Genomic DNA, 23,641 nt, shown 5'->3' with positions numbered 1-23,641 from the left:
ATTTTATGTTTTTGATATTTTTGCTTATAACCGTACTCTTGATGAGCTATGTAAGTATAGCTTGGACTTGCCTTAACACCCCTTTTCTCTCTTTTAATCTTACGGCAAAAATAGCGCCCGCTTTACTGACGCTGTTTTTGCTTGCCGCGTTCATAATACCGCATCAGGTATATAATAATTTCTCATACGCATTACAGGTGGCTGGGCATATTCTTTTGGGACTTCTGTTCTTATATTTCCTAACGGTAATGGCGGCTATGGCACTGCAGCTGCTTTTCAAATTGACGGGGCACCCGCTCAAAATACCTTTGGGCGTATTTGTAATGATAATAGCTTTTATTATATCCGCAAAAGGCGCTTATAATGCTTTCAAGCAGCCTGCCATTGTTAATATTACCGTTAATACCGACGTGCCAGGCACAGACGGGATAAAAATAGTCCACTTATCCGATACTCATTTCGGCGGGACGGTAACCCCCTCCAGAGTGGCAAAGCTAACCAAACAGATAAACGAATTGGAGCCGGATTTTATTTTCTTCACGGGTGATATTTTTGAATATGCCGGAAGATATGCCCCTCTCTTTATAGAAAACGTCAAAAACATGCACGCCAAGTTAGGGAAATACGGGGTCCCCGGCAATCACGAATATTACAGCGGAGTTAACGCCAATATGGACATGTATAGAGCAGCGGGCATTATTCCGCTCCAAAATAAAACAGCTTATGTCGGCAAAATAAACATCGTGGGAGTAAACGACATTGTTACCTCTGGCATAAAACCACATTACTTTGAGCAAATTATAAGAAACGGCACCGTATTTAACAGCAACTATAATATTTTGCTCTCCCATACGCCTTTGTACTTGGAAGAAGCTGCAAACAATAAAATCGGTTTAATGCTTAGCGGACATACGCATAACGGCCAAATTTGGCCCTTTAAATATCTAACGGCTTTGAAGTTCCCATACATAAACGGCCTTTATACCAAGGACAAAACAAACCTGTACGTAAGTTCCGGCACATTTTATTGGGGCCCTCCTTTCAGGCTTGGCACCATTAACGAGCTGCCCGTGATAATCTTAAAAGAGGCCCAACAATGAAACGGCTGAGCTTGCTCTTGGCTTTGCTTTTTACACTTTCGGCTTATGCCAAAAATCCCGGCAATAATACCCCGCCGACGCAGAAGCCGAAAGCTATAAAAGTCCAATCCCAAAGCGAAGCGATAAAAGAGAATTTCCCGCCAAAGGCGGCAAACCCGGAAATTCCCAACGAACCGCAAACCCTATTTGATACTTTAACCATGCAGGAAAAACTGGCGCAGACAATTGTCATCGCCACGGATATAGACAATGCCGACAAATACAAAGACGCCATACAAAAAGGGCTTGTCGGCGGGGTGCTGATACAATGGGGCAATTATTCGCTGCCCCAAACAAAGAAACTCATTGATAAATTGCAAAGCTGGGCAAAAAAAAGCCCTCACAAAATACCGTTGTTGATTTCCATAGATTACGAAGGCGGAACGGTATACACCCCCGTAACTTTGGGCTTCCCCTATCTGCCTACCAATATGATGCTCGCCGCTTCGCAAAATACCGAAGATACAGCCACTTTATTTTATATAGTGGCAACCGAATTGAAAAACGTGGGTGTGCACATCAATTTCGCCCCTGTGGTAGACGTAAATATCAACCCCGCAAATCCGATTATAGGGGTGCGCTCGTTTGGCTCCGACACCAAAGTAGTGGGCGATATGGGCAGCGCGCTTATCGACGGGCTTCAAAAAGGCGGGATAATGGCGGTGGCAAAACATTTCCCCGGCCACGGCGAAACGGTAATAGATTCGCACCTGGATTTACCGCGCCTGAATATGACCAAGGAGGAGTTTTACACCACACACGTTCCTCCGTTTAAACAAGCGATAGACAACGGCGTTATGGGGATAATGACGGCACATATAGTTTACGACTTTATAGACCCACAAAATCCGGCAACTTTCTCCCCCAAAATCCTTAATGATTTGCTTAAGGACGAGCTGGGCTTTAAAGGCTTGGTAATATCTGACAGCTTAGATATGGCCGGCGCAACTAAGGGCAGCAGCCTTATAGAGGCGGCCACCAAAGCCTTAAACGCGGGCGTAGATATGATACTTACCAGTAAGAGAGATCCAAAACTTACGCATAAACAGCTTATGCAAAAAATCGGCGCTGAAATATCGGAGGATAGAATAAACGAAGCCGCCAAAAAGATTTTCGATCTAAAAGTCAAACTCGGCCTTTTTGACGAGGATGTCTACCACGGCGATGTCTTTGATACTATAAAAGCCTTTGATATTTATGCAGGCAAAATAGCGGAAGAAGCTGTAACCGTAGTCCGCTCGCAGCCGGGAGTATTGCCCTATACCAAAAATCTCACTGGGGAGGCCTCGCCCCAGCTTCAGCTTACGCAGGAAGCTACAAAATCAGTTGAAATCAAGAAAAAAGATAATCCCAAATTATGTTCCGTTTTCTTCTCGCCGTCCCGCTTTGCCGATCAGCTGCCGATAATAAACGCCCCGTTTTTAGAGAAGGGCTGGGAAGTGGAACATTATAACGCGCATCTGCGCCCCAAAGAAATTGACATCAGAAGGGCAAAAGAATGTATGAGCAACGCCGATTTGGTAATATTGGGCAGTCTCCAATGGGCCGATAAACCTATCCCCAGCCAAAAAAGAGCAATAGAACAACTGCTTAAAGAGGATAAAGATATTATTTTCCTGTCGCTTATGAGCCCTTACGACATAAAATTCTACCCGCAAGCCAAAAACGTAATAGCGATATACGGCGTAAACAAGTTAAGCGCACACGCCACGGCGGAAATTATCCTGGGCAACAAAGAGGCAAAAGGAAAACTGCCGATAAAACTGTAATAAACCAAACCTAATTGGGAAAATTATAAAAACCATTTGCCATAAAGCTAGTTTTTGTTTTCCTTATCTATCGCAGAAATCTTCAATACCGAGAAACAAACAGGCGGCATAACTTTAAGTTATGCCGCCTGTTCATTAAAGGAAAACTCTATTTATTTTTCTTTTTTGGCGTCCATTTTGGCTTTTATAAACTCATAAACCGCCGGCATTACGGAAATTATTATAATAGCCACTATCACGTAATGGAAATGATTTTGCACCAGCGGAGTCGCCGCAAAATAATATCCGCTTAAAGAAAACAAAAGCACCCATACAACCGCGCCGATTACGTTATAAACAGCAAAGTGCAAATACGTCATCTTGCCTATACCAGCCACGAACGGGGCGAATGTCCTTATAATCGGAATAAAGCGCGCCAAAATAATCGTCTTGCCGCCGTATTTCTCGTAGAAGTTATGCGCCGAAATCAAATGCTTCTTGTTAAGCCAAAAACCAGTATCTTTGCTGAATATCTTCGGCCCGATATATTTACCTATCTCAAAGTTCACACCGTCGCCCAATATCGCCGCGACAATCAAAATGATTATAGCGTAAGGCAACTCTATCACGGAACCTTCAACGCTCGCCAAAGCGCCAACCGCAAATATAAGCGAATCACCGGGCAAAAACGGTGTTACCACAAGGCCAGTCTCGCAAAATACCACAGCGAAAAGCAGTACGTAAAGCCATACCCCCATATATGCGGCCAAGGCGTTTAGATGTACGTCCAAATGAAGAAAAATATCTATTATCTGCCCTAACAGTTCCATCGTTTAAGCCTCTATCCTGGGGAACAGCGGCGGATATTTTTCTATTACGCCGGCTTTTAAGCGTCTTGCCATCTCTTCGGCCGTCTGCGGCATAAAAGGGCTTATCCATTTGCAGACATATCTTAAAGCGAAAACCAGCTCAAGCAATATGGCTTTAGCTTTTTCCGGCTCGCTCTTGGCTAAAGACCAAGGTTTTGTTTCATCGATATATTTGTTCATTCCGCCGATTATAAGCCAAGCGGTATCCAAGGCTTTGTCAAATTCCAGATTATTCATATGGACGTCATATTCCGTATCGGCGCTGGCGCATTTTTCAAGCATACTGCCGCTTACGGCGCAATCTTGCGGGATTTCTTTTAAATTCTTCGCCGCCATATTAAGTGTACGGGAAAGCAAATTGCCCAAATCGTTGGCAAGATCGGCGTTAAAACGTCTTTTGAAAGCCTCCATACTAAAATCGCCGTCCCCGCCAAAAGGCACTTCCCTGAATATGAAATATCTAAGCGGATCGACGCCGTATTTATCGGTAATGTCGCGCGGGTCTATAAAATTGCCCAAAGATTTGGACATCTTTTCCCCCTCCACCGTCCACCAGCCGTGCGCGAAGACTTTCTTGGGCAAAGGCAGCCCCAAAGCCATCAACACGGCAGGCCATATAACAGCGTGGAAGCGGAAAATTTCCTTCCCAATAAGATGCGTATCCGCGGGCCAATACTGTTCAAAATCACATTTATAATCGGCCAGTTCATTTATTCCCAAAACCTTGCCGTATCCTACGGCCGATATATAGTTGATTAAAGCGTCAAACCAAACATATATCGTGTGGGCTGGGTCGGACTTTACGGGTATGCCCCATTTGACTTTCGTTCTGGTAACGGATAAATCCCTAAGGCCGTTTTTGACGAAGTTCACTATTTCCGCCGCGCGGAAATGCGGGCTTAAGAAATCTTTGTTCTGCTCGTAAAATTTCAGTAAAGGCTCCTGATAGGCCGATAGTTTAAAGAAATAAGTTTCTTCCTCTATGAGCTGCGGCTCCTTTTTATGAATGGGGCATTTACCGTCGACAAGTTCGCTTTCGTCTATATAAGCCTCGCAGGAAAGGCAATATTTCCCGCTGTATTTGCCCTTATATATATCGCCTTTTTTAAGCAGAATTTCAAATATTTCCTGTACGGTAAGTTCGTGGCGTTTTTGCGTGGTGCGGATAAAATCGTCATAGCTTATGTTCAGCACTTTCCACAAATCAATAAATTTTTCTGCCATATTATCCACCCATTTCTGGGGGGTAATCCCGGCATTGTTGGCGGCTTTTTCAATATTGGCTCCGTGTTCGTCAGTACCCGTGAGGAAGTAAACATCTTCCCCTTTCGATTTTTTGTATCTGGCCAAAATATCGGCCGCCAAAGTGGTGTACGCGTGCCCGATATGCGGCGCCGAATTCAAATAGTATATGGGTGTTGTTACGTAAAACTTCTTTGTCATATAAAGACTCCTTAATATATAAAATCTTCAATCTTTAAGGCTTATGCCCAAATCAAGCGCGCTTATCAGAGCGGCCTCCGCCACCATTGATGGCGAAACGTTGCGCGCTATCGCTTTCTTATAGAATACCAATTTTGAAAGCAAATTTTTAAGTTCTTGGGCCTTATCTTCCCTTCCGCTCTTAATCCAGCTTTCGTGTGCCGAGACCGCAAGCATATCCAAAGCGAAGGAAACCTGCGCGCGGCTTTGCGCCAAAGTTCTGGGCAGATTTAACGCAAAAGCAGTGGGGAAAGCCGCGCCGCCGGGCAGGGCGGATATCTCGCCCAAAATCTCGGCCGCGCGAAAGGCGTTCGCGCCAGAGCCCTGCGCGTATTTTACAGCGCGCCGCGCAAGATTTTCTTCGACGAAATTATCCTTTAATATGTTTATCAGGACGTCTTCCACCAACGGGGAAAACGCTATCGCCTGGCAGCGCGATTTTATCGTATTCAACATAGCCTCTTTCTTTGAGGAAATCAATATCCACACCGTATTTTCCGGCGGTTCTTCTATAAATTTAAGCAAAGCGTTTGCCGCTTCCGTCTGCAGAGTTTCCGCACTGTCTATTATAAAAACCTTCCATCTGCCCGCAACCGCCTTCTGCTGGGAGGCAGCCGTAAGCGCGCGAACGGTATCCACTTTTATACTCTGCTGTTTTTCTGGCTCTTCCTTCTTCAGCATAGCCTGATAGGCGAAATCGGCAAAAATGACATCGGGGTGGGTTCCCGCCTCTATATGTTTACAGTTGGAACAGAGCGAACAGTTGTCGCCTTTGGCGGAGCAATCTTGGTCAAGGCAGTTAAGCGTTTTGGCAAATTCCAAAGCGGCGGTAGCCTTGCCCACGCCAGCAGGTCCGTAAAATATCATCGCGCCGGGTATCCGCTTGGAAGCTATAAAGCCTTTAAGTGTTTCAAGCGCTTTATCTTGGCCCGAAATTTTTCTAAAACTCATTAAGCGTCCTTGCTCCCTTCCAAAATGTTATGGCGCTTGATTTCCTTAAGGACTTCTTGTTCTATTTCCGCTATCGGCCTGTCGGCATTGATTATTACGGCGTTTTCCGTCTTGGCGGCAAGTTCTTTATAACCGCGGCGCATTTTATGGCGGAAGGCTTCGTCTTCCAGTTCTAGCCTGTCGGAGAACAAATATTCCCCCCGTTCGGTAAAGTATTTGTCCGACATTAAAAAAACCAAGGTCAAATCCGGTTTGACGCCGCGGGTGGCGATTTCGTTAAGTTTGTTTATTATATCCATATCTATCCCCCTGCCGTACCCCTGATACGCACAGGAAGACATCGTATACCTTTCGCAAATCACAACCTGCCCCGCTTCAAGCGCGGGAATAATCTTTTGTTCGGTGTGCTGCGCGCGGGAAGCTTCATACAAAAGAAGCTCGGCCATCGGGCTGACGGTATTGGTGGGATCGAGCAAAATCCTGCGGATCTCCTCGGAAACGCTGTCGCCGCCGGGCTCGCGCGTTATAACCACGTCCAAACCGCGCGCGCTTAGATATTTGTTAAGCATATTGGCCTGGGTGGATTTGCCGCATCTGTCCGGCCCTTCAAAAACTATAAATTTTCCCTTATATTTCATTTTATCCTCCGCAGGCTGTATTTCCTTAATTTTATCAATTTTGCACCCTTTTTGCCATTTTGCCCGCCTTACGCTACACACCGACGAAAAAGGAAAAAAGACCGCTTAATTATATATAATAAAGGAAATATCTTTTCGGAAGGGGTAATATGCCTTTACGTTTCAGCGCGGGCGCGCAAAAAGTGGTGCTTATCGCACAAGAAGAAGCAAAAAAATTTAATCACGATTATATAGGGACCGAGCATCTTTTGCTGGGCCTTGCCTATGCGGAGGGCGAATTTTCCGCCAAAATATTGGCGGCTATGGGGGCTACTCCCGCAAAAATAAGAATGGAGATAGAACAGCTTGTCGGAATAGGGGACAATCTGGTAATGCTCTCCGAAGCGCCGCTGACGCCAAGAGTCAAAAAAGTCTTGGAACACGCCTCGGAAGAGGCTCAAGCCGCCGGCAGCGAATTTATAAATACAGAACATATCCTCCTGGGAATAACCGCGGAGGAAGAAGGCGTAGCGGCAAAAATACTTTCCAATTTAGGCCTTAACGGGGAAGTAATAAAAGCCGTAGTATTCAAAGCCTTGAAAGAACACGGCGCTCAGCAGGGGAAAGGACAAAGCAACGGCCAGTTCCCGCAGAGCAAGACCGATTTCAGCCAAAAGAGCAAAACCCCAACGCTTGACGAACATTCCCGCGATTTGACCGAACTTGCCCTTCAAGGCAAGCTTGACCCGGTAATCGGCCGCGACGACGAAATAGAGCGCCTTACCCAAATACTCGCCAGAAGAACAAAAAACAATCCTGTTTTGATTGGCGAGCCCGGCGTGGGCAAAACGGCCATAGTAGAGGGTTTGGCCCAGCGTATGGCCAGCGGGGAAATATCCGATATTCTGCATAATAAAAGACTGGTAACCCTAGACTTGGGTTCTTTGGTCGCGGGTACCAAATACCGCGGCGAATTTGAACAGCGCCTTAAAGATATTATAGAGGAAGTGGAAAAAGCGGGCGATATTATACTCTTTATAGACGAGTTCCACACCATAGTCGGCGCTGGCGCGGCGGAAGGATCGATGGATGCTTCCAATATGCTAAAACCCGCTCTTGCCAGAGGGCAGCTGCAGGTAATCGGTGCAACTACATTTGACGAATACAGAAAATATGTTGAGGCCGACCCGGCCTTGGAACGCCGCTTCCAGCCCGTAACGGCCGAGCCCAACAGTGTTGAGGAAACCGTAGAAATACTTAAAGGCCTCAAAAGCAATTACGAAAAGCACCATAACGTCATCTTTACGCAGCAAGCTCTGGAGGCGGCCGCCAATATAGCCGACCGCTATATAACTGACAGAGCCATGCCCGATAAAGCCATAGACCTGGTGGACGAGGCCGGTTCCAGAGCGCGCCTTAAAGCGGCCATGCTCCCGCCCGATATTAAGGAAAAGGAAAAACAATTAAAAGCATTGGCTTCCCAAAAAGAAGAAGCCATAAATAAACAGGAATACGAACAGGCGTCAGCCTTAAAAGAAGAGGAAGAAAAACTTAAAAACGAACTTTCGCACCTGCGCGGCGACTGGGAAAAGAAACGTTCCGAAAACAAAACCACCGTCACAGAAGAAGACATAGCGGTGGTGGCCTCTAAATGGACGGGCATACCCGTAACGAAACTCACCCAAAGCGAAACGGACAAGATTCTGAAGATGGAAGAATATCTCCATGAACGCATAGTCGGGCAAGACGAAGGCGTAAAAGCCATATCGCAAGCCATAAGAAGAAGCCGCACCGGCCTTGGCAACCCCAAACGCCCGATAGGAGGTTTCCTGTTCCTGGGCCCCACCGGCGTGGGTAAAACCGCTTTGGCAAAAACTTTGGCCACTTTCCTATTCGGCGACGAAAACGCGATGATACGTATAGATATGTCGGAATATATGGAAAAATTCGCCGTTTCAAGGTTGATAGGCGCGCCGCCGGGATATGTCGGCTACGAAGAAGGCGGACAACTGACCGAAGCCGTAAGAAGACGCCCTTACAGCGTAGTCGTCTTAGACGAAATAGAAAAGGCGCACCCCGACATTTACAATATTCTTCTGCAAGTGTTGGACGAGGGCCAGCTTACCGATAATTTGGGGCATAAGGTAAATTTTAAAAATACCGTTATAATAATGACCTCAAACGTAGGCGCGAGAGAAATCACCAATAAGGGCAGCCGCCTGGGTTTCACTCCGCAGGAATCGGAAGAAGAACAATACGGCGAGATAAAAACAAATGTGATGGAAGAAGTCAAAAAGACTTTCAATCCCGAGTTTATCAACAGAATAGACGAGCTGATAGTATTCCACCCGCTCAACAAAGATCATATGCTTAAGATACTTGAGCTTAATCTTGCCGACATACAAGCCAAATTGGCTGAACAGCAACTTAAGATAAAGTTTACGGTAAACGCAAAACAACATCTTTTGGACAGCGGGTTTGACCCTAAATACGGCGCCAGACCGCTGCTTAGGACTTTACAGCGCGAATTGGAAGACCCGCTCGCCGAGTTTATTTTGAAAAACCAATACCCGCCCAAGACGGAGATAACGGCCGATTTCGACAAAGAAAAGAACAGAATTTCCTTTAAGGCGGCCAAGGCCCGCGCGCCTAGACAAACGGCGGCGGCACATTAGGATTTTTAGATTTCAAGGAGGAGTAGATGAGCGAAACGAATTTAGACAAAGCCAAAGCCTTGCAGCTGGCTTTAAGCCAGATTGAAAAATCTTTCGGCAAAGAGGCTATCTGCAAACTTGGCGACAATACCATAAAGAAAGTGGAGGCCATACCCACCGGCGCCTTATCGTTGGATTTAGCTTTGGGTATAGGCGGTATACCGCGCGGAAGAGTTATAGAAATTTTCGGGCCGGAGGCGGGCGGTAAAACCACTTTAAGTTTACATATCGCCGCGCAAGCCCAAAAATCGGGCGGTACAGTAGCTTTTATAGACGCGGAACACGCTCTTGACCCCGTCTACGCCGCCGCGATAGGCGTAAATATCGATGAGCTTTTAATATCCCAGCCCGACAGCGGAGAACAAGCCTTGGAAATTGCGGAAAAATTGGTACGCTCCGGCGCTTTGGATTTAATTATAATAGACTCCGTAGCGGCCTTGGTGCCGAAAGCCGAAATAGAAGGCGATATGGGCGACGCGCACGTCGGCCTGCAAGCCAGATTGATGAGCCAGGCTTTAAGGAAACTTACCAGCCTGCTTTCAAAAACCAAGACAAGCATCATTTTCATCAATCAGCTAAGACAGAAAATAGGCGTTATGTTCGGCAATCCCGAAACTACCCCCGGCGGCTTGGCGCTTAAGTTTTATTCCTCCGTACGCTTGGACGTTCGCAAAATAGAGAACCTTAAAGCGGGCGAACATATTATCGGCACGAGAGTAAGGGTAAAAGTCGTGAAGAATAAAGTCGCTCCGCCTTATAGACAAGCCGAATTTACTATGCTTCACGGCGAAGGTATTTCCAGGGAAGCATGCCTTATCTCCATGGGCGTGGAAAGCAATGTCGTGGAAAAGAGCGGCAGCTGGTTTATATATAACGGAGAGAAGCTCGGCCAAGGCGCGGAAAACGCCAGGCAATACCTTAAGGATAATCCTGAAGTCGCTTCCCAAATAGAAGAGAAACTAAAGGAAATATATTTAGGAGTAGGGCCTGTTCCGAAAAAAGAAGAAAAGAAGAAAAAATAAACATTTAAACCCCCGTTAATTCGGGGGTTTTTTATGGGTATATATTTTATCTGTATAAGGTTCTTATTCGCTTTCCGAAGCCACAAAAAAACGTAAAAAAAGCAAATGCTTAAATAAAAACAAATTTTTATAAAATGTTTTTATGCCGATAGAAGAGTTTAAAAATCACCTCACCTTTGAAAGGCAGCTCTCGCCCAATACCATCGCTGCTTATATGCGCGATTTAAAACAGTATCTGGACTTCTGCAACCTTAACCGTGTCGACGCGCCAAACGCTTCGCCCGAATTGCTGGATACTTATATCTATCACTTAAAATCGGAAGCCAATTTGGCGCCTTCAAGCGTATTCAGGAAAACCGAAGCGGTTAAAAGCTTCTATAAATTCTTGATGGTTGAGGGGATAATAAAAGAGGACCCGACGAGATTTCTCCTTTCGCCAAGGCTTATACGCAAAATTCCGCAGCAGCTTTCCATCGAAGAGGTACATAAAATACTTGCTTTTAAGCCAGAGAACTTCGCTCAATGGCGCACTTTATGCATAATAACCCTCTTTTACGCCAGCGGAATACGCGTGTCGGAGTTGACACACCTTCATACCGAAAACGTAAACACCAAAGAAGGCTGGGTTCTGGCCTTCGGCAAAGGACGCAAACAGCGTTTTGTCCCTATTCACGAACACGCCTGCAAAGTGGTGGAAGACTATCTATCCCAAAGGCAAGCGCACTTCGCCGGCAAAGATACCGACAGCGAACTGTTCCTAAACAAAAACGGCAAGAAAATAAGCAGAATTTCCGTTTGGAAAGACCTCTCCGCTTTAGCAAAAGCGGCCGGCATAACAAGGCGGGTATATCCGCATCTTTTTAGACATACTTTCGCCTCGCACCTGCTAAAAGGCGGAGCCGATTTAAGAAGCCTGCAGGAAATGCTAGGACACGAAAGTCTTAACACCACCCAAATCTATACGCACGTAAACGTTAGAGATATAAAAGAAAAGCACCGCAAGCTGCATCCGCGCGGCTAAAAGCCGAAATCGAAAGTTGCCGGCAGCTGGAAATCCGAAGAACTTACCACAATATCCGATATCATATCAGATTCTTTGCAAGCGTTTTCGCTAATGAATTTTAACGCCTCGGACTGTTTCGTCAACAGAGGTATATATTCCTGATTTTCGTAAATGACGTCCGCGACAAGTTCGCCGCCGTACATATCCTGCAATGCTACCGTATTTGCAAGCATCAGCTCCGGCGTTTCTTTGAAAGAATAATCCAAAGCTCTGGCTGCCAATACCCTTCTGTTGGATACCTCTGAGGCCTGTGCGCTTTGCGCAGAAAGCATAAACACCACCACGCCCCCCGCGGCTATCATAGGAATGGAAGATTTGAAGCTTAAGCGTTTTGATAAATTCTTAAAAAATCTATTCAAATTTTCTTTATAAAATTTTATTTCCCTGCTGCCAAACCCCACGGACATACCGCCGAATTTCTCCAAAGACTGCTTTAGCGTGCGGCGCGCAAAGGCGATATCTTCCGCGCTTGCGGCCCGCTCGAAACGGAGCAAATCCGTATCCATTCTTCTGACAAATTTCTCCAGCTCCTCGGGCAGGAACAAGCCTGCCTTTTCCCGCAATCTGATCATAAGAGAGGTATATTCTTCCTTAAACACTTGATACTGCGCGGCGGCAAACAGATCTCTCTTGGAGGTCAAACTCCTTTTCAAAGAGGTTATTTCCTTCTTCAAAGCAGCTTCATCCGCGGGCAGGACAGCCTTCAAAAGCGTATTGCGGGCGGAATTCCATTGGCGTTCCAAACCCTTAAATTTTTTCTCTACCGCGGCAAATTCTTTTTCCGCCGATTTCCATCTGGCTTGTATCTCGGGCGATTTGTAATATTCCAAATAGGCCAAACGGTGCTTTTTTACTTCTTCAAAAGCAGGCTCGTATACATTTGCTTTTTGCCATTTGTAGTGATCGTCAAGCGCGGGGAAATTTAAAGAAAAGCCCTTCTCAATCTCTATCATCATATTCTTCCCGGCTTTTATTATTCTTGCGTTTTGTTTATCGGCAAGCAAAGCTTCTTTCGTCGCTATTTCCTCTTCCAAGGCAATAAATTCCTTTATTATCCTGTCATACTGCGGCATGCCCGCCAATACCGACATCGCGAGAAGGGCCTCCGGCTCTTTAACGTAAGTCTTCGGCTTGGAGAGCATTATCTTTATATCATCTAAAGACATATTACCGCCGGCATTGAGGAAGCTCCCTCCCGCCAAGAGAAAAGCTAGTATTAATGATAAAAATTTTTTAAACATTCGCTCATCCGCTAGTTTAAGATAATTAAATTTTAATAAATACCCCCCTTCGCCGCAAGGGAACTTGGGCCTAATCTCAAATAGGCCTTTTATCCCATTTAATCAGATTTTTCTCTTTATTACAAAAGAAAAATCTATAATATATTATGCCTTCAATAACAAAGCTTAAAGGTATCGGAACGGCAAAAGCGAAACTCTTCGCCCAGCTTGACTTAAGCTCGGTAAGCGATTTGCTGCATTATTATCCGCGAACCTACCAAGACAGACGCCCGGACGCGAAGCTGTCGCAATTTAAACGGGTGGAAAATGTCGCGGGAATATATACCGTCATAAGAACGCAAACTATCCCGGCCAGGGCTTTGCTTATATTCAAAGCCTTCATGCGCGACGACATAGGCAATATGATAGAAGCCGTCTGGTTTAAAAAGAAAATGCGCCGCTTTGACCCTTTTATGCAAATGCGCAGGGATTTTAAAGTCGATGCGAAACTCTGGATTATAGGCAAAAGAGATGATAAGAATTCTTTCTTCTCCAATAAAATAACAGTAGACGAATATTATCCCCTCAACTCGCCGGAAGCCAAAATAAACGCGGGCGCAATTACTCCCATTTACGCACTTACCCAGGGGCTGAGCAATAAATTCTTCCGTGCGGCCGTGTTTGACGCTTTAAGCAAATATCTTGAAGACGAACATGAGGCTCTTCCGTCGCAGCTGATACAAAAACGCAATTTGCTAAATATTCGCCAAGCGCTATACGCAATACATTTCCCCAAATCTTTTGCGGAGCTAGAAAATGCCAGAAGGCGTATGGTGTATGAAGAATTTTTGCTGATGACGATGGCTTGGTCCATAAAGAAGCGCCAAAGCGCACGCAAAAAAAAGGAACATTCCTATCAAATAAAAAGGACTTTGCTTACCCCGTTCAAGAACAATTTGGATTATACTTTTACAAAAGCCCAGTCGCGGGTGATAAACGAGATCTTCGCGGATATGCAAAACCCTTTCCCGATGACCCGCCTGGTGCAAGGCGACGTAGGTTCGGGCAAAACGGTCGTGGCGCTTTGCGCAATGCTTTTGGCTGTGGAAAACAAATATCAATGCGCTTTTATGGCCCCAACGGAAATTTTGGCTACTCAGCACTTTATAACTCTAAAGCGATACCTTAAAGGCTTGGACGTAAAAATAGAATTGCTGACTTCCAAAACCCCCAAAAAAGAAAAGGATAAAATACTACAATCACTGGCCAAAGGCGAAACGGACATAATTATCGGCACACATTCGCTGATAGAAGACAATGTAAAATTCAAGGATTTAAAACTTATAGTTATAGACGAACAGCACCGTTTCGGAGTAAAACAGCGCGCCAAACTCAGGGCTAAAGCGCGCGATATAGATATGCTTTCAATGACGGCAACACCAATTCCCAGAACTTTCGCCTTGGCTTTTTACGGCGATTTGGACGTTTCCACCATAGATCAGCTCCCGCCAGGCCGACAGCCGGTGGATACCGCCCATCTGAGTGAAGGGCGGGCCTTTGATATGCTAAAGGAAGAAGTATCTAAAGGCAGACAGGCTTACATAGTATATCCGTTGATAGACGAAAGCGATAAACTCCAGCTTAAAGCGGCGACGCAGGAATTTGAAAGAATAAAAACTCTTATGCCGCAATACAAAGTCGCCATGATACACGGCGCAATGAAAAGCACGGAAAAACAAAAAATAATGGAAGATTTCCTTAACAGAAAAACCGATATTTTGGTCGCCACGCCCGTAATAGAAGTCGGCATCGACGTAAAAAACGCTACGGTAATGGTAATACAAAACGCGGAACGCTTCGGTCTGGCCAGCCTCCACCAGTTAAGGGGACGCGTAGGCAGAGGGAGCGATAAATCTTACTGTATACTGGTAACCCAAAATACCTCTTCCGTTTCTTCCGAAAGAATAAACGCCATCTGCCAAACCAATGACGGTTTTAAAATAGGGGAAAAAGACTTGGAACTGAGAGGACCTGGCGAAATACTAGGCACCAGACAATCGGGCGAACTGGAGTTTAAAGCGGGCGACATAATAAAAGATAAAGACGTCTTGCGCTGGGCCGTGGAAGACAGGGATTTTTTAATTAACTGCGACCCTTTGCTGCAAAAACCGGAAAACGCCGCATTCAAACAACGCCTTATAGATTTATATCAGAAATACTGGGATATTATAGATTTGGGTTGAATTGCGTCTTAAAACATTATAATATTAGTTATTGCCAATTTATTAAAGGATTTCTTCTTATGTTAAAAAAAATACTCTGCAATTATGAATTTATTTACAATGGACACAGCTTTAAATCGTTTGGGGCTTATTTGGGCGATACATCAAACCCGAAAGTGGCCAAACAAAAAGATTACAGCGCCGACGTTATCTGTCAGGCCTTAAAAATAGGCAAAGAAGAGCTTGCCCAAATGATAAACACTAAATACTGGGATATAACAAGGGCTAAAATCGAAGCGGCGGGTATAACCTTCAGAACTTTGGAAATTTATTTCTATCCCGATAAGTAACTTTCCTCATTCAAAATAAACCCCTATTAAAATCGGGGTTTATTTTTTATATTATCAACAAGGGGTTTTGGCAGCCTTTAATAAAATAATATTGCCATATTGCTTATTTATAGATATATACAATCTTCATAGCCACAAAAAAGAAGGAAGCCAAAGGGCTTCCTTCTTTAAATTCCGGCTTCCGCCTATTATGCGGCTTTAGTTTTTTCGACAGCTTGCGCGTCCTCGGAGCAATAGGCGCGGTAATCTATATTCGGGAAGATATTGTCCTTCTGTTCCAAATCCCAAATAAAACCCTCGTCTATGCGGTTGCCCATAATCATATCGTAAATAGCTATAAAGCGTTTTACATGATCTTTGGTGCGTTTTGTGGAATATTCCTTCGCCGTGCCGACAGTCATCAAGAAAGCCCAATCTGAAGACTGCATAAGCACCAACTCGCGCGCCGCCTGATTTAAAGCTCTTCTCAAAACTCCGTCGGCGTTGGGGAACCTGTTGGCAAGCTCCACCATGCGTTCGGCCGCCTTGATAAGATGCCTGTATATCCAATCGTTGCCGCTGTTGAGCCATACATCGTGATAGCCCTTATCGCCCCAAGAAGACATCGAAGGCTGCACAACCTGATTGACGGGATACTTCTCTAGATACTCAAGCGGAGTGATGAGTTTGATTTCTTTTTGGTCGTAATGGATTTTCTTAAACAGGAAATATAAGAAATCTATACCCTCATACCACCAATGTCCGTAAAGTTCGGCGTCGTACATGGAAACTATCAAAGGTTTTCTATCGGTAATCACCGAAGCGAGATATTCCAGCTGTTTTTGGCGGTTAAACATAAAGTTGCCCGCGTGCGTCGCGGCGACTTCCTTGGCGTCATTAGGGTAATACGGCTGTTTCTGATTTAAAGAAACTTTACCGGTAATTTTGTGGTACTTCATACCGATATTGCGTCTTACGCCGTCGGAATGCAGATACGGCTTTATATAGTCATAATCCAAATCGTATCCCAAATCGCGGTAGAACTCCCTGTAATTTGGGTCGCCGGGATAACCGCTTTCCGCGCTCCATACCTGCTGGGCCGATTCCATATCTCTGGAGAAAGCCGCCACGCCGTTGGGTGTATATACAGGCGCGTATATGCCGTATTTCGGCCTGGGCGTGCCGTGCATTATGCCGTGCGATTCCATAAAGAAGAAGCGTATCCCCTGCTCTTTAAGGAAGATGTCATCGCCCGGATTATAGGCACATTCCGCCAGCCAAATGCCGCGCGGGTTTCTGTCAAATCTCCTTCTGTAATCTTCCGCCGCTATCTTAATTTGAGCACGTACGCTTTCCCTGTGCACCTGCAAGGGCAAATAACCGTGCGTGGCGCAGCAGGTAATAATTTCCAGCTTGCCCATATCCTGGAATTTTTTAAAGCCCTGTAATATTTGGCCGTGATAATAATCTTCAAAAAGCTCGCGGTAGCGCTTGAATTTCTGATTGTACATCAGCGCCACATGGTAAAATTCCGTATTAGCCGTACGGTTGAGTTCCTTTTCCGAAAGTTCAATCCTCTGATTTAAATAATGTCTAAATCTGCTTATCAGAAGCTCGTCTGACATCATAGCGCACAAAGGCGGAGTAAGTGACATAGTTACCCTAAAGTCCACGCCCTCGGCTATCAATCTTTCGTAAACGTCCAAAAGCGGCAAATAGGTTTCCACCATCGCTTCATAGAACCAATCTTCCTCAAGAAAGTCCGGATATTCCGGATGCCTTATAAAAGGCAAATGGGCGTGTAATACTAAAGAAAGGTATCCTTTTTCCTGCTGCATTATTAGGCCTCCTTTTGTCTTTCGGCTTTAATGGTTATCGATCTTCTCTTTTCCGTCTTGGTGTGATGATGCGCTTTTATCGGTATTACTACCTGCCCGTCTTGGAGGGAATATCTCAAAGAGAATGTCCCGTCGGGGCCGAGCTGTATTTCCTTGTCGCCTATCAAAACTTTCGCGTTCTTGCTGGCCTGGCCGTAGACGATAAGTTCGCAATCGGCTTTAAGCCAAATGTCCTCGTCGGTTTCCTGCGTCGGCGCGGGTACGGCCAAACGCGCAGAACCCCAAGAAGACATATTGGAAGTCGGCATAGTGTTGACGTCCAGGCCGAACATCTTCCAACGCTGCTGCAATATATTCTGCAGTTTTTCGCTCGCGCCGGTTAAAGAGCCAAACATCTCCACGCCAGACATCTTTACCAATTTTTCGTATTCGCCTTCGACCATCATCCACTTATCGTCTATCACATCGGACATCTTGCCCGGAGGCGTCGTCGTGCTGTTGCTTCTTGTAAGCAGCACAAATTCCCCTTCCGGCGTTATGATACCGATATCGCAAATATATTTACGCGCGCCGGCGGGTATATTGATATACCAGCTTCTCGCGTCTAAAACTACCGGTATGTCGAAATAAGAATTTGAATTGCTGCCGTTAAAGCCTGCCACCCCGGTAATGTCGTATACACGGATTACGCTTCTGGATTTGTCAAAGATATCGCGTCCGCGCTCACCCATAATATATTCGTAAGTATCCTTTATTATATCCCAAAAAAGGAATATCCAGCCCGGATCCTTGGGCAAAAGGAATGATTCCGTCTTTCCGTAACTCTGCGGCAAATCGTATTGCGCCTCTTTTACGGAGTTATGATCTATTTTTATTGCTGCCGTTGATGAAAGTTTCTCTTCCATACTTCTCTCCCCTTAATTTTCCGGTTTTAAAATCCCTAGTTTTATCACTTCTTCCAATGACGGCTTAACAAATTCGTGAGAAATCTCTATCGATTTGGCCGCCGTACTTATGTCTTTAAGCCCGTTACCGCCTATCACTATGGCGACTGATTCGTCTTTTTGTATCATACCTTGCGCCACCATTTTCTTTAAGCCGGCATATGTCGCCGCGCCGCCAGGCTCGGCAAATACACCCGTTTCTCGGGCTAACTCCGGTATCGCCGTAAGTATTTCCGCGTCGCTCACCGTTATGGCCATACCGTTTGATTCTTTTAAAGCCTGCAAAGCCAAATAGCCGTCCCTGGGGTAATTTACCGATATGCTGTCGGCTATAGTATTGGCTTGCACCGCCGTTAAATCCGTCGCGTTCTTCCAAGCGTTTGTAATTGCCGCACTGCCTTCCGCCTGAACCGCTATCATCTGGGGCATCTTTTCTATTATGCCCAGCTTGTTGAAATCCTTAAAACCGCGCCACATTCCCGCGACTATCGTCCCGTCGCCCGCGGCTACTATTACCTTATCCGGCGCTTCCCACTGGAGTTGCTCGCAAATTTCAAAGGCGCAAGTTTTTTTCCCTTCACGGGCGTACGGGTTATAGCCCGCCGCGCGATTATACCAACCGAACTTCTCGCTCGCGCTGCGGCACAACTCAAAAGCCTCGTCATAAGTACCATCTACCCTGATTACTTCCGCACCGTAAATATAAAGCTGTACAAGTTTCGGTTCGGGCGTATTCTTGGGCGCAAATATTACCGTCTTTATTTTTAGGTTTGAAGTCAAACAGGCCAAAGAGTCGCTCGCGTTCCCGCTTGAAGCGTCCGTAATTACCTTTGCCCCAACTTCCAGAGCTCTGGCTACGGCTACGGCACTGCCCCTGTCCTTTATCGAGCCCGTAGGGTTACGCCCTTCGTCCTTGATAAAAAGCTGTGATATCCCCAAACGCTCGGCAAGTTCGTCTGCCTTATAAAGCGGAGTCCAGCCAAGCTGTACGGGCGGAATATCGTCGTGATCGTCTATCGGCAGAAGATCTATATAACGCCACATATTGTACGAAGTATTATTTTCCAAAACCTCGTAATCCAAACGTTTGTTAATTAACTTATAATCGTAATTGACTTCCAGCGTGCCGCCGCAGGAATTGCAAACATAATCCGAATCCCTCGTCTTATATTCTTTTCCGCAGTTGACGCACTGTAAGTTTAATATCTTTTTCATATCTATAAAATGATAGCATTTTTGGAGACTTTTTTATATTAAAACCCCCGTTTTTTTAGGAGTTTTCTTTAAAGTTCAGCACTCCAGCCCATTTCCAACCACGCCGCCCAAACATTTGGGCCGCTCTTTTACAAATTCAAAAGTAAAAAGCCCCCGTTTTCACGGGGGCCAAAAGCGTTAAAAATAAACTTTTATTTCCCCAGCATCGCCAGCAATATGCCTGCCACTACCGCAGATCCTATTACACCCGCTACGTTGGGGCCCATCGCGTGCATCAACAGATAGTTGCTGGGATTATATTCCTGCCCGACTTTGTTGGATACGCGCGCCGCCATAGGCACAGCCGATACGCCGGCCGAACCGATAAGCGGATTGATTTTGTTCTTGGAGAACAAATTCATTATCTTGGCCAAAATTACGCCCGAAGCCGTACCCACGCAGAAAGCTATCAAGCCCAAAATCACTATGGCTATCGTCTTGAACTGAAGGAACTTCTCCGAAGCCAATTTGGAACCTACCGCCAAACCCAAAAGTATCGTAACGATATTGATAAGCTCGTTCTGGGCCGTCTTGCTCAGTCTTTCCGTTACGCCGCATTCCTTTATCAGGTTGCCGAACATCAACATACCGATAAGCGGGGTCGCGTCGGGTATAAAACAGACGCAAAGCAAAAGCACCACCAACGGGAAAAGTATCTTTTCCCTCTTAGATACGTGGCGGAGCTGCTTCATCTCAATCATTCTTTCCTTTTCCGTGGTAAGAAGCTTCATTATCGGCGGCTGGATTATAGGCACCAAAGCCATATAGGAATAGGCCGCCACCGCTATCGCGCCCAAAAGCTCAGGCGCCAATTTGGAGGTAAGGAATATGGCCGTAGGGCCGTCGGCTCCGCCGATTATGCCGATTGAGGCCGCCTCTTTTACCGAGAAGGTCAAATCCGGTATAAAGTTGCCCAGCATCAAAGCGCCGAATATCGTAAAGAATATGCCGAACTGCGCCGCCGCGCCCAATAAAGCCGTCCTCGGGTTGGCGATAAGCGGCCCAAAGTCCGTCATAGCGCCCACCCCCATAAATATCAGCAGCGGGAAAAGGCCGGATTCTATGCCGAACCCGTATACCTGCCCCAAAAAGCCGCCGAAGGCCGTGGTCACTACGCCGCTCGGGTCAACCGTGCTTACCGATAAAGCCGCTATGCCCGCTACCGGTATATTGGACAAAACTCCGCCAAAACCGATAGGTATCAAAAGCAAAGGCTCAAACTGCTTTACGATGCCAAGCCAAAGTATGAACAGACATATCGCTATCATTATGCCTTGGCCTAATGTTATATTGTAAAGGCCCGTCGTCAGCCATAAGTTCGAAAAAGACTGTAATATCTCTGCCATTGTCTTCTCCTTAACCTAACACCGCCAACAAAGTGCCCGTTTGCACTTGGTCGCCCGTTTTTACCTTATAGGATATTTTACCGTCAGCGGGTGCTTTGATTTCCGTTTCCATCTTCATGGCTTCCATAACCAATATGGTCTGGCCTTTCTTTACGGCTGTGCCTTCTTGGGCGGAAAATCTCATTACCGCGCCCGGAAGCGGAGCTTTTATCTCTACGCTAGCGCCGGAAGAAGCCGCCGCTTTGTTTTCGCTCTTGGCGGAAGCGTCAATGCCTTCCTTAATATCTATATCATAGGAGGTACCGTTGACTATCGCTTTGCCGCCGGAAAGCTCGACCGCGAATTTCTCCCCGGCTACGCTTACCGTATAAGCGCCGGCGGAAGAACCTTCTTTCTTAGGGGCAACTTTCCTGATGCCGAGTTTAGCCTCGCCTTTAAGGAAGGTTATACCCTTCTGTCCGCAGGCCGCCGCGATAAAGATATTCTCGTCGGTAATGGGCAAATTGTTCTGCTCAAGCAAAGCCTTAGCGGGGGCAACACCCTTCTTGGGATTGGCGTCATTGATTTCAAGGACGGTTTTAGTCGTGGGTTCAAGACCGAGCTGCTCGCTGGCCAATTTTACCACTTCCGGATCCGCCGGTTCCGGAGTCTTGCCGAAATAGCCAAGCACCATCTTGCCGTAACCTTCGGCAAATTTCTTCCAAGGGCCAAACATTACATTGTTAAAAGCTTGCTGGAAGTAAAATTGGCTTACCGGCGTTACCGAGGTGCCGAATCCGCCTTTCCTGACGGCCTCGCCCATAGCTTGGAAAATCTCGTCATATTTATCCATTATGCCGTTGTCCCTAAGCATTTGCGTATTGGCCGTAAGCGCGCCGCCCGGTAAAGGAGAGAACGGTATCGTCGGTTCCACTTTCATGGCCTCTGGCGGTAAGAAATAGTCTTTCATGCAATCTTTAAAGACGTCTTCGACTTTCTTAATCTTTTCAATATCGATATCCAAAGTGTAGTCCGATCCTCTAAGCGCGTGCCACATCGTTATAATATCGGTTTGGCAGGTACCGCCGGATACCGGCGCCATGGAAAGATCCAATCTGTCCGCGCCGCCGTCCAAGGCCGCCAAACAGCAGGTAGCGCCGTTGCCGCCCGTTTCGTGCGTGTGGAAACAGACTTCAACTTCGGGCGGTAAAATCTTCTTGGCCAATTTGATGGTTTCCCTTACCGTGGAAGGAGTGGCGGTGCCGGAAGCGTCTTTGAAAGCCACGCTGTCAAAGGGAATACCGGAATCGATAATTTTCTGTAAAGTTTTGGCGTAAAATTCGGGAGTATGGACATTGCCGTGTTTGTCCCAGCCCGGCGCCAAGGACATCATCGTTACCGTAACTTCGTGTTTAAGGCCGGCCTCTTTTATGCATTTTCCGCTGTATATAAGGTTGTTGACGTCGTTTAAAGCGTCAAAGTTTCTTATCGTGGTAACACCGTGTTTTTTAAAGGTTTCCGCGTGCAGCTTGATTATGTCGCTGGGTTGGGAGTCCAAACCAACTACGTTTACGCCGCGCGCTAAAGTCTGAAGATTGGCTTCCGGGCCCGCCGCCTTGCGGAAGGCGTCCATTACGTCGTAAGCGTTCTCGTTATTGTAGAAAAAAGCGGATTGGAACGTCGCCCCGCCGCCCGATTCTATATGCCTGATTCCTGCTTCCCTCGCGGCTTCAACCGCGGGCAAAAAATCTTTCGAGAGAACTCTCGCCCCGTATACCGACTGAAAACCGTCCCTAAAGGCGGTAATCATAAACTTAATCTTCTTCATACTTTATTTATTCTCCTTTGTTTTTTAAATCTTGCTATTTCATCATGCTCTTGGCGGCGGCCAAAGCTATCGCTATCTTCACCTTATCGTCCGATGCGCTTGCGGCCGCAGGTGCAGAACTTGCCGCTTCCTTAACCGGAAACCATTTGTTCAAACAGCCTTCCACAGCAAATTCCAACACCTTCATTATAAATACCTGTATTATCAGGAACGCGAATGTCATTCCCATTCCCACTACCATTAGCTCTATGCTTTTGGCAAACACGCTTCCTTCCATAAATATTCTCCTTTACTCCTAAAAATCCATATCGCCGATTTCTATCAAACGGCGCTTGCCACCTTCGTTTAATACCAATCGGCCGGCTTCGTCTATGTCTTCGGCGATGCCGTGCAGTTCCTCGTCAAACACCCTCATGGTTACCGGCTTGCCTAAATATAAAAAATACTCTTTGTACAACGCTCTTAAAGGCTCAAATCCCGCCCTGTTTAAAAGAGAAAAATCCGCCGTAAAATTCGCGATAATATCTTCCAGCAATTTTTCGGCGTCTTTCTTCACGCCGAGGCTCCTAAGCGTTATCGAAGGCTTTTCGGAATTTATCTTATCCTGGCTTACGTTTACGCCCGTGCCTATAATTACAGCCTTCAGTTTTTCGCCGTCGAAGATAGCCTCGCTCAATATCCCGCAGAACTTGCGCCCCTGCGACAAAACGTCATTAGGCCATTTTATATAAGCCTCTACGCCTTGCCGCCGTGCCGTTTTACATACCGCCAAGGCCATAATCTGCGTCAAAAGGCCGAGCGTTTTTATGCCGCCCAAACCCTCTTTCAATACTAAAGAGAAATAAAGTCCGCCTTCTTCAGACGACCATATCCGCTGTTTGCGGCCGCGCCCCTCGCTTTGGCGGCGCGCGCGAACTATATCGGCGTGCTTAAGATTGTCAATATTGCGCCCGCAATATGTGTTTGTGGACGTAACGCTGTCCAAAAAAATTATCGCCATCTTTTAAATATTTTATCAAATTGCGCGCCTTTTGCACACTCGGCGCCTGATAGAAAGCCAAAGCCCTTATTTTATA

The 23,641-nt window shown here is 46.2% G+C and carries 19 protein-coding genes; 7 read left to right on the top strand and 12 right to left on the bottom strand.

All coding sequences use genetic code 11. The annotated features are described in order from the left end of the window. The first annotated feature begins 5 nt into the window (after nucleotides 1–5). Together ACQY3M_RS05810 and ACQY3M_RS05805 are read left to right on the top strand one after the other, a co-directional pair. Nucleotides 6–1,100: a metallophosphoesterase gene (locus ACQY3M_RS05810; RefSeq protein WP_428066692.1), complete on the top strand. Its 1,095-nt coding sequence runs from the start codon at nucleotides 6–8 to the stop codon at nucleotides 1,098–1,100. Further along, on the top strand, nucleotides 1,097–2,908 hold the full coding sequence (locus ACQY3M_RS05805) for a glycoside hydrolase family 3 protein (RefSeq protein WP_428066690.1): 1,812 nt from the start codon (nucleotides 1,097–1,099) through the stop codon (nucleotides 2,906–2,908). The genes ACQY3M_RS05810 and ACQY3M_RS05805 overlap by 4 nt, the downstream gene beginning before the upstream one ends. A 152-nt stretch (nucleotides 2,909–3,060) precedes the next feature. Here ACQY3M_RS05805 and ACQY3M_RS05800 read toward each other — a convergent pair whose 3' ends face one another. Genes ACQY3M_RS05800 through tmk form a run of 4 tightly spaced genes read right to left on the bottom strand, consistent with a single transcriptional unit; the run spans nucleotide 3,061 to nucleotide 6,827 of the window. Next, the gene (locus ACQY3M_RS05800; protein WP_428066689.1) at nucleotides 3,061–3,717 is read right to left on the bottom strand and encodes a DedA family protein; all 657 of its coding nucleotides are present in this window, start codon (nucleotides 3,715–3,717) and stop codon (nucleotides 3,061–3,063) included. Between the two features lie 3 nt (nucleotides 3,718–3,720). Then, nucleotides 3,721–5,199, bottom strand: coding sequence for a methionine--tRNA ligase (metG, locus tag ACQY3M_RS05795; RefSeq protein WP_428066687.1), 1,479 nt, complete (start codon nucleotides 5,197–5,199; stop codon nucleotides 3,721–3,723). A gap of 27 nt (nucleotides 5,200–5,226) precedes the next feature. Next, nucleotides 5,227–6,189 (bottom strand): DNA polymerase III subunit delta', encoded by a 963-nt coding sequence (gene holB / locus ACQY3M_RS05790; RefSeq protein WP_428066685.1) that lies wholly within the window; start codon nucleotides 6,187–6,189, stop codon nucleotides 5,227–5,229. Then, nucleotides 6,189–6,827, bottom strand: coding sequence for a dTMP kinase (gene tmk / locus ACQY3M_RS05785; RefSeq protein ID WP_428066683.1), 639 nt, complete (start codon nucleotides 6,825–6,827; stop codon nucleotides 6,189–6,191). Before tmk ends, holB begins: the two co-directional genes overlap by 1 nt. A gap of 149 nt (nucleotides 6,828–6,976) precedes the next feature. Between tmk and ACQY3M_RS05780 the strand changes: the two genes are divergently transcribed. From ACQY3M_RS05780 to ACQY3M_RS05770, 3 genes are all read left to right on the top strand, one after another. Continuing rightward, nucleotides 6,977–9,481, top strand: a complete 2,505-nt coding sequence (locus ACQY3M_RS05780) for an ATP-dependent Clp protease ATP-binding subunit (RefSeq protein WP_428066682.1) — start codon at nucleotides 6,977–6,979, stop codon at nucleotides 9,479–9,481. Between the two features lie 26 nt (nucleotides 9,482–9,507). Further along, entirely contained in the window at nucleotides 9,508–10,542 is a 1,035-nt protein-coding gene (gene recA, locus ACQY3M_RS05775) for a recombinase RecA (protein WP_428066680.1), read from the top strand. Between the two features lie 142 nt (nucleotides 10,543–10,684). After that, nucleotides 10,685–11,563, top strand: coding sequence for a tyrosine recombinase (locus ACQY3M_RS05770; protein WP_428066679.1), 879 nt, complete (start codon nucleotides 10,685–10,687; stop codon nucleotides 11,561–11,563). Here ACQY3M_RS05770 and ACQY3M_RS05765 read toward each other — a convergent pair. Further along, nucleotides 11,560–12,771, bottom strand: coding sequence for a hypothetical protein (locus ACQY3M_RS05765; RefSeq protein ID WP_428066677.1), 1,212 nt, complete (start codon nucleotides 12,769–12,771; stop codon nucleotides 11,560–11,562). The genes ACQY3M_RS05770 and ACQY3M_RS05765 overlap by 4 nt on opposite strands. Before the next feature lie 221 nt (nucleotides 12,772–12,992). Here ACQY3M_RS05765 and recG point away from each other — a divergent pair, with 221 nt between their 5' ends. After that, nucleotides 12,993–15,068 carry an ATP-dependent DNA helicase RecG gene (gene recG, locus ACQY3M_RS05760; RefSeq protein WP_428066675.1) on the top strand — a complete coding sequence of 692 codons (2,076 nt, stop codon included), beginning with the start codon at nucleotides 12,993–12,995 and terminating at the stop codon, nucleotides 15,066–15,068. A 59-nt stretch (nucleotides 15,069–15,127) separates the two neighbouring features. Then, nucleotides 15,128–15,397, top strand: coding sequence for a hypothetical protein (locus ACQY3M_RS05755; protein WP_428066673.1), 270 nt, complete (start codon nucleotides 15,128–15,130; stop codon nucleotides 15,395–15,397). 188 nt (nucleotides 15,398–15,585) lie between these two features. Here the strand turns inward: ACQY3M_RS05755 and ACQY3M_RS05750 are convergent, their stop codons facing one another. From ACQY3M_RS05750 to ACQY3M_RS05720, 7 genes are all read right to left on the bottom strand, one after another. Next, a complete protein-coding gene (locus tag ACQY3M_RS05750) occupies nucleotides 15,586–17,214 on the bottom strand; it encodes a glycoside hydrolase family 57 protein (protein WP_428066671.1) in 1,629 nt (542 codons plus the stop codon). A 2-nt stretch (nucleotides 17,215–17,216) separates the two neighbouring features. Further along, on the bottom strand, nucleotides 17,217–18,119 hold the full coding sequence (locus ACQY3M_RS05745; RefSeq protein WP_428066669.1) for a DUF4912 domain-containing protein: 903 nt from the start codon (nucleotides 18,117–18,119) through the stop codon (nucleotides 17,217–17,219). A gap of 12 nt (nucleotides 18,120–18,131) precedes the next feature. Further along, the gene (locus ACQY3M_RS05740) at nucleotides 18,132–19,373 is read right to left on the bottom strand and encodes a threonine synthase (protein ID WP_428066667.1); all 1,242 of its coding nucleotides are present in this window, start codon (nucleotides 19,371–19,373) and stop codon (nucleotides 18,132–18,134) included. A 191-nt stretch (nucleotides 19,374–19,564) separates the two neighbouring features. Further along, the gene (locus ACQY3M_RS05735) at nucleotides 19,565–20,758 is read right to left on the bottom strand and encodes a sodium ion-translocating decarboxylase subunit beta (RefSeq protein WP_428066666.1); all 1,194 of its coding nucleotides are present in this window, start codon (nucleotides 20,756–20,758) and stop codon (nucleotides 19,565–19,567) included. 10 nt (nucleotides 20,759–20,768) lie between these two features. Then, entirely contained in the window at nucleotides 20,769–22,565 is a 1,797-nt protein-coding gene (locus ACQY3M_RS05730) for a biotin/lipoyl-containing protein (RefSeq protein ID WP_428066664.1), read from the bottom strand. 34 nt (nucleotides 22,566–22,599) lie between these two features. Further along, complete coding sequence (locus tag ACQY3M_RS05725) at nucleotides 22,600–22,842, bottom strand: OadG family transporter subunit (RefSeq protein WP_428066662.1); 243 nt, start codon at nucleotides 22,840–22,842, stop codon at nucleotides 22,600–22,602. A gap of 18 nt (nucleotides 22,843–22,860) precedes the next feature. Further along, complete coding sequence (locus ACQY3M_RS05720) at nucleotides 22,861–23,565, bottom strand: biotin--[acetyl-CoA-carboxylase] ligase (protein WP_428066661.1); 705 nt, start codon at nucleotides 23,563–23,565, stop codon at nucleotides 22,861–22,863. Between the last annotated feature and the right edge of the window lie 76 nt (nucleotides 23,566–23,641).

It is taken from the genome of Candidatus Proelusimicrobium volucris, assembly GCF_959605025.1.
In the GTDB taxonomy this organism is placed as follows: domain Bacteria; phylum Elusimicrobiota; class Elusimicrobia; order Elusimicrobiales; family Elusimicrobiaceae; genus Proelusimicrobium; species Proelusimicrobium volucris.
Note: the sequence above shows the minus strand (reverse complement) of the source record. Positions and strands in the feature narration are given on the sequence as shown.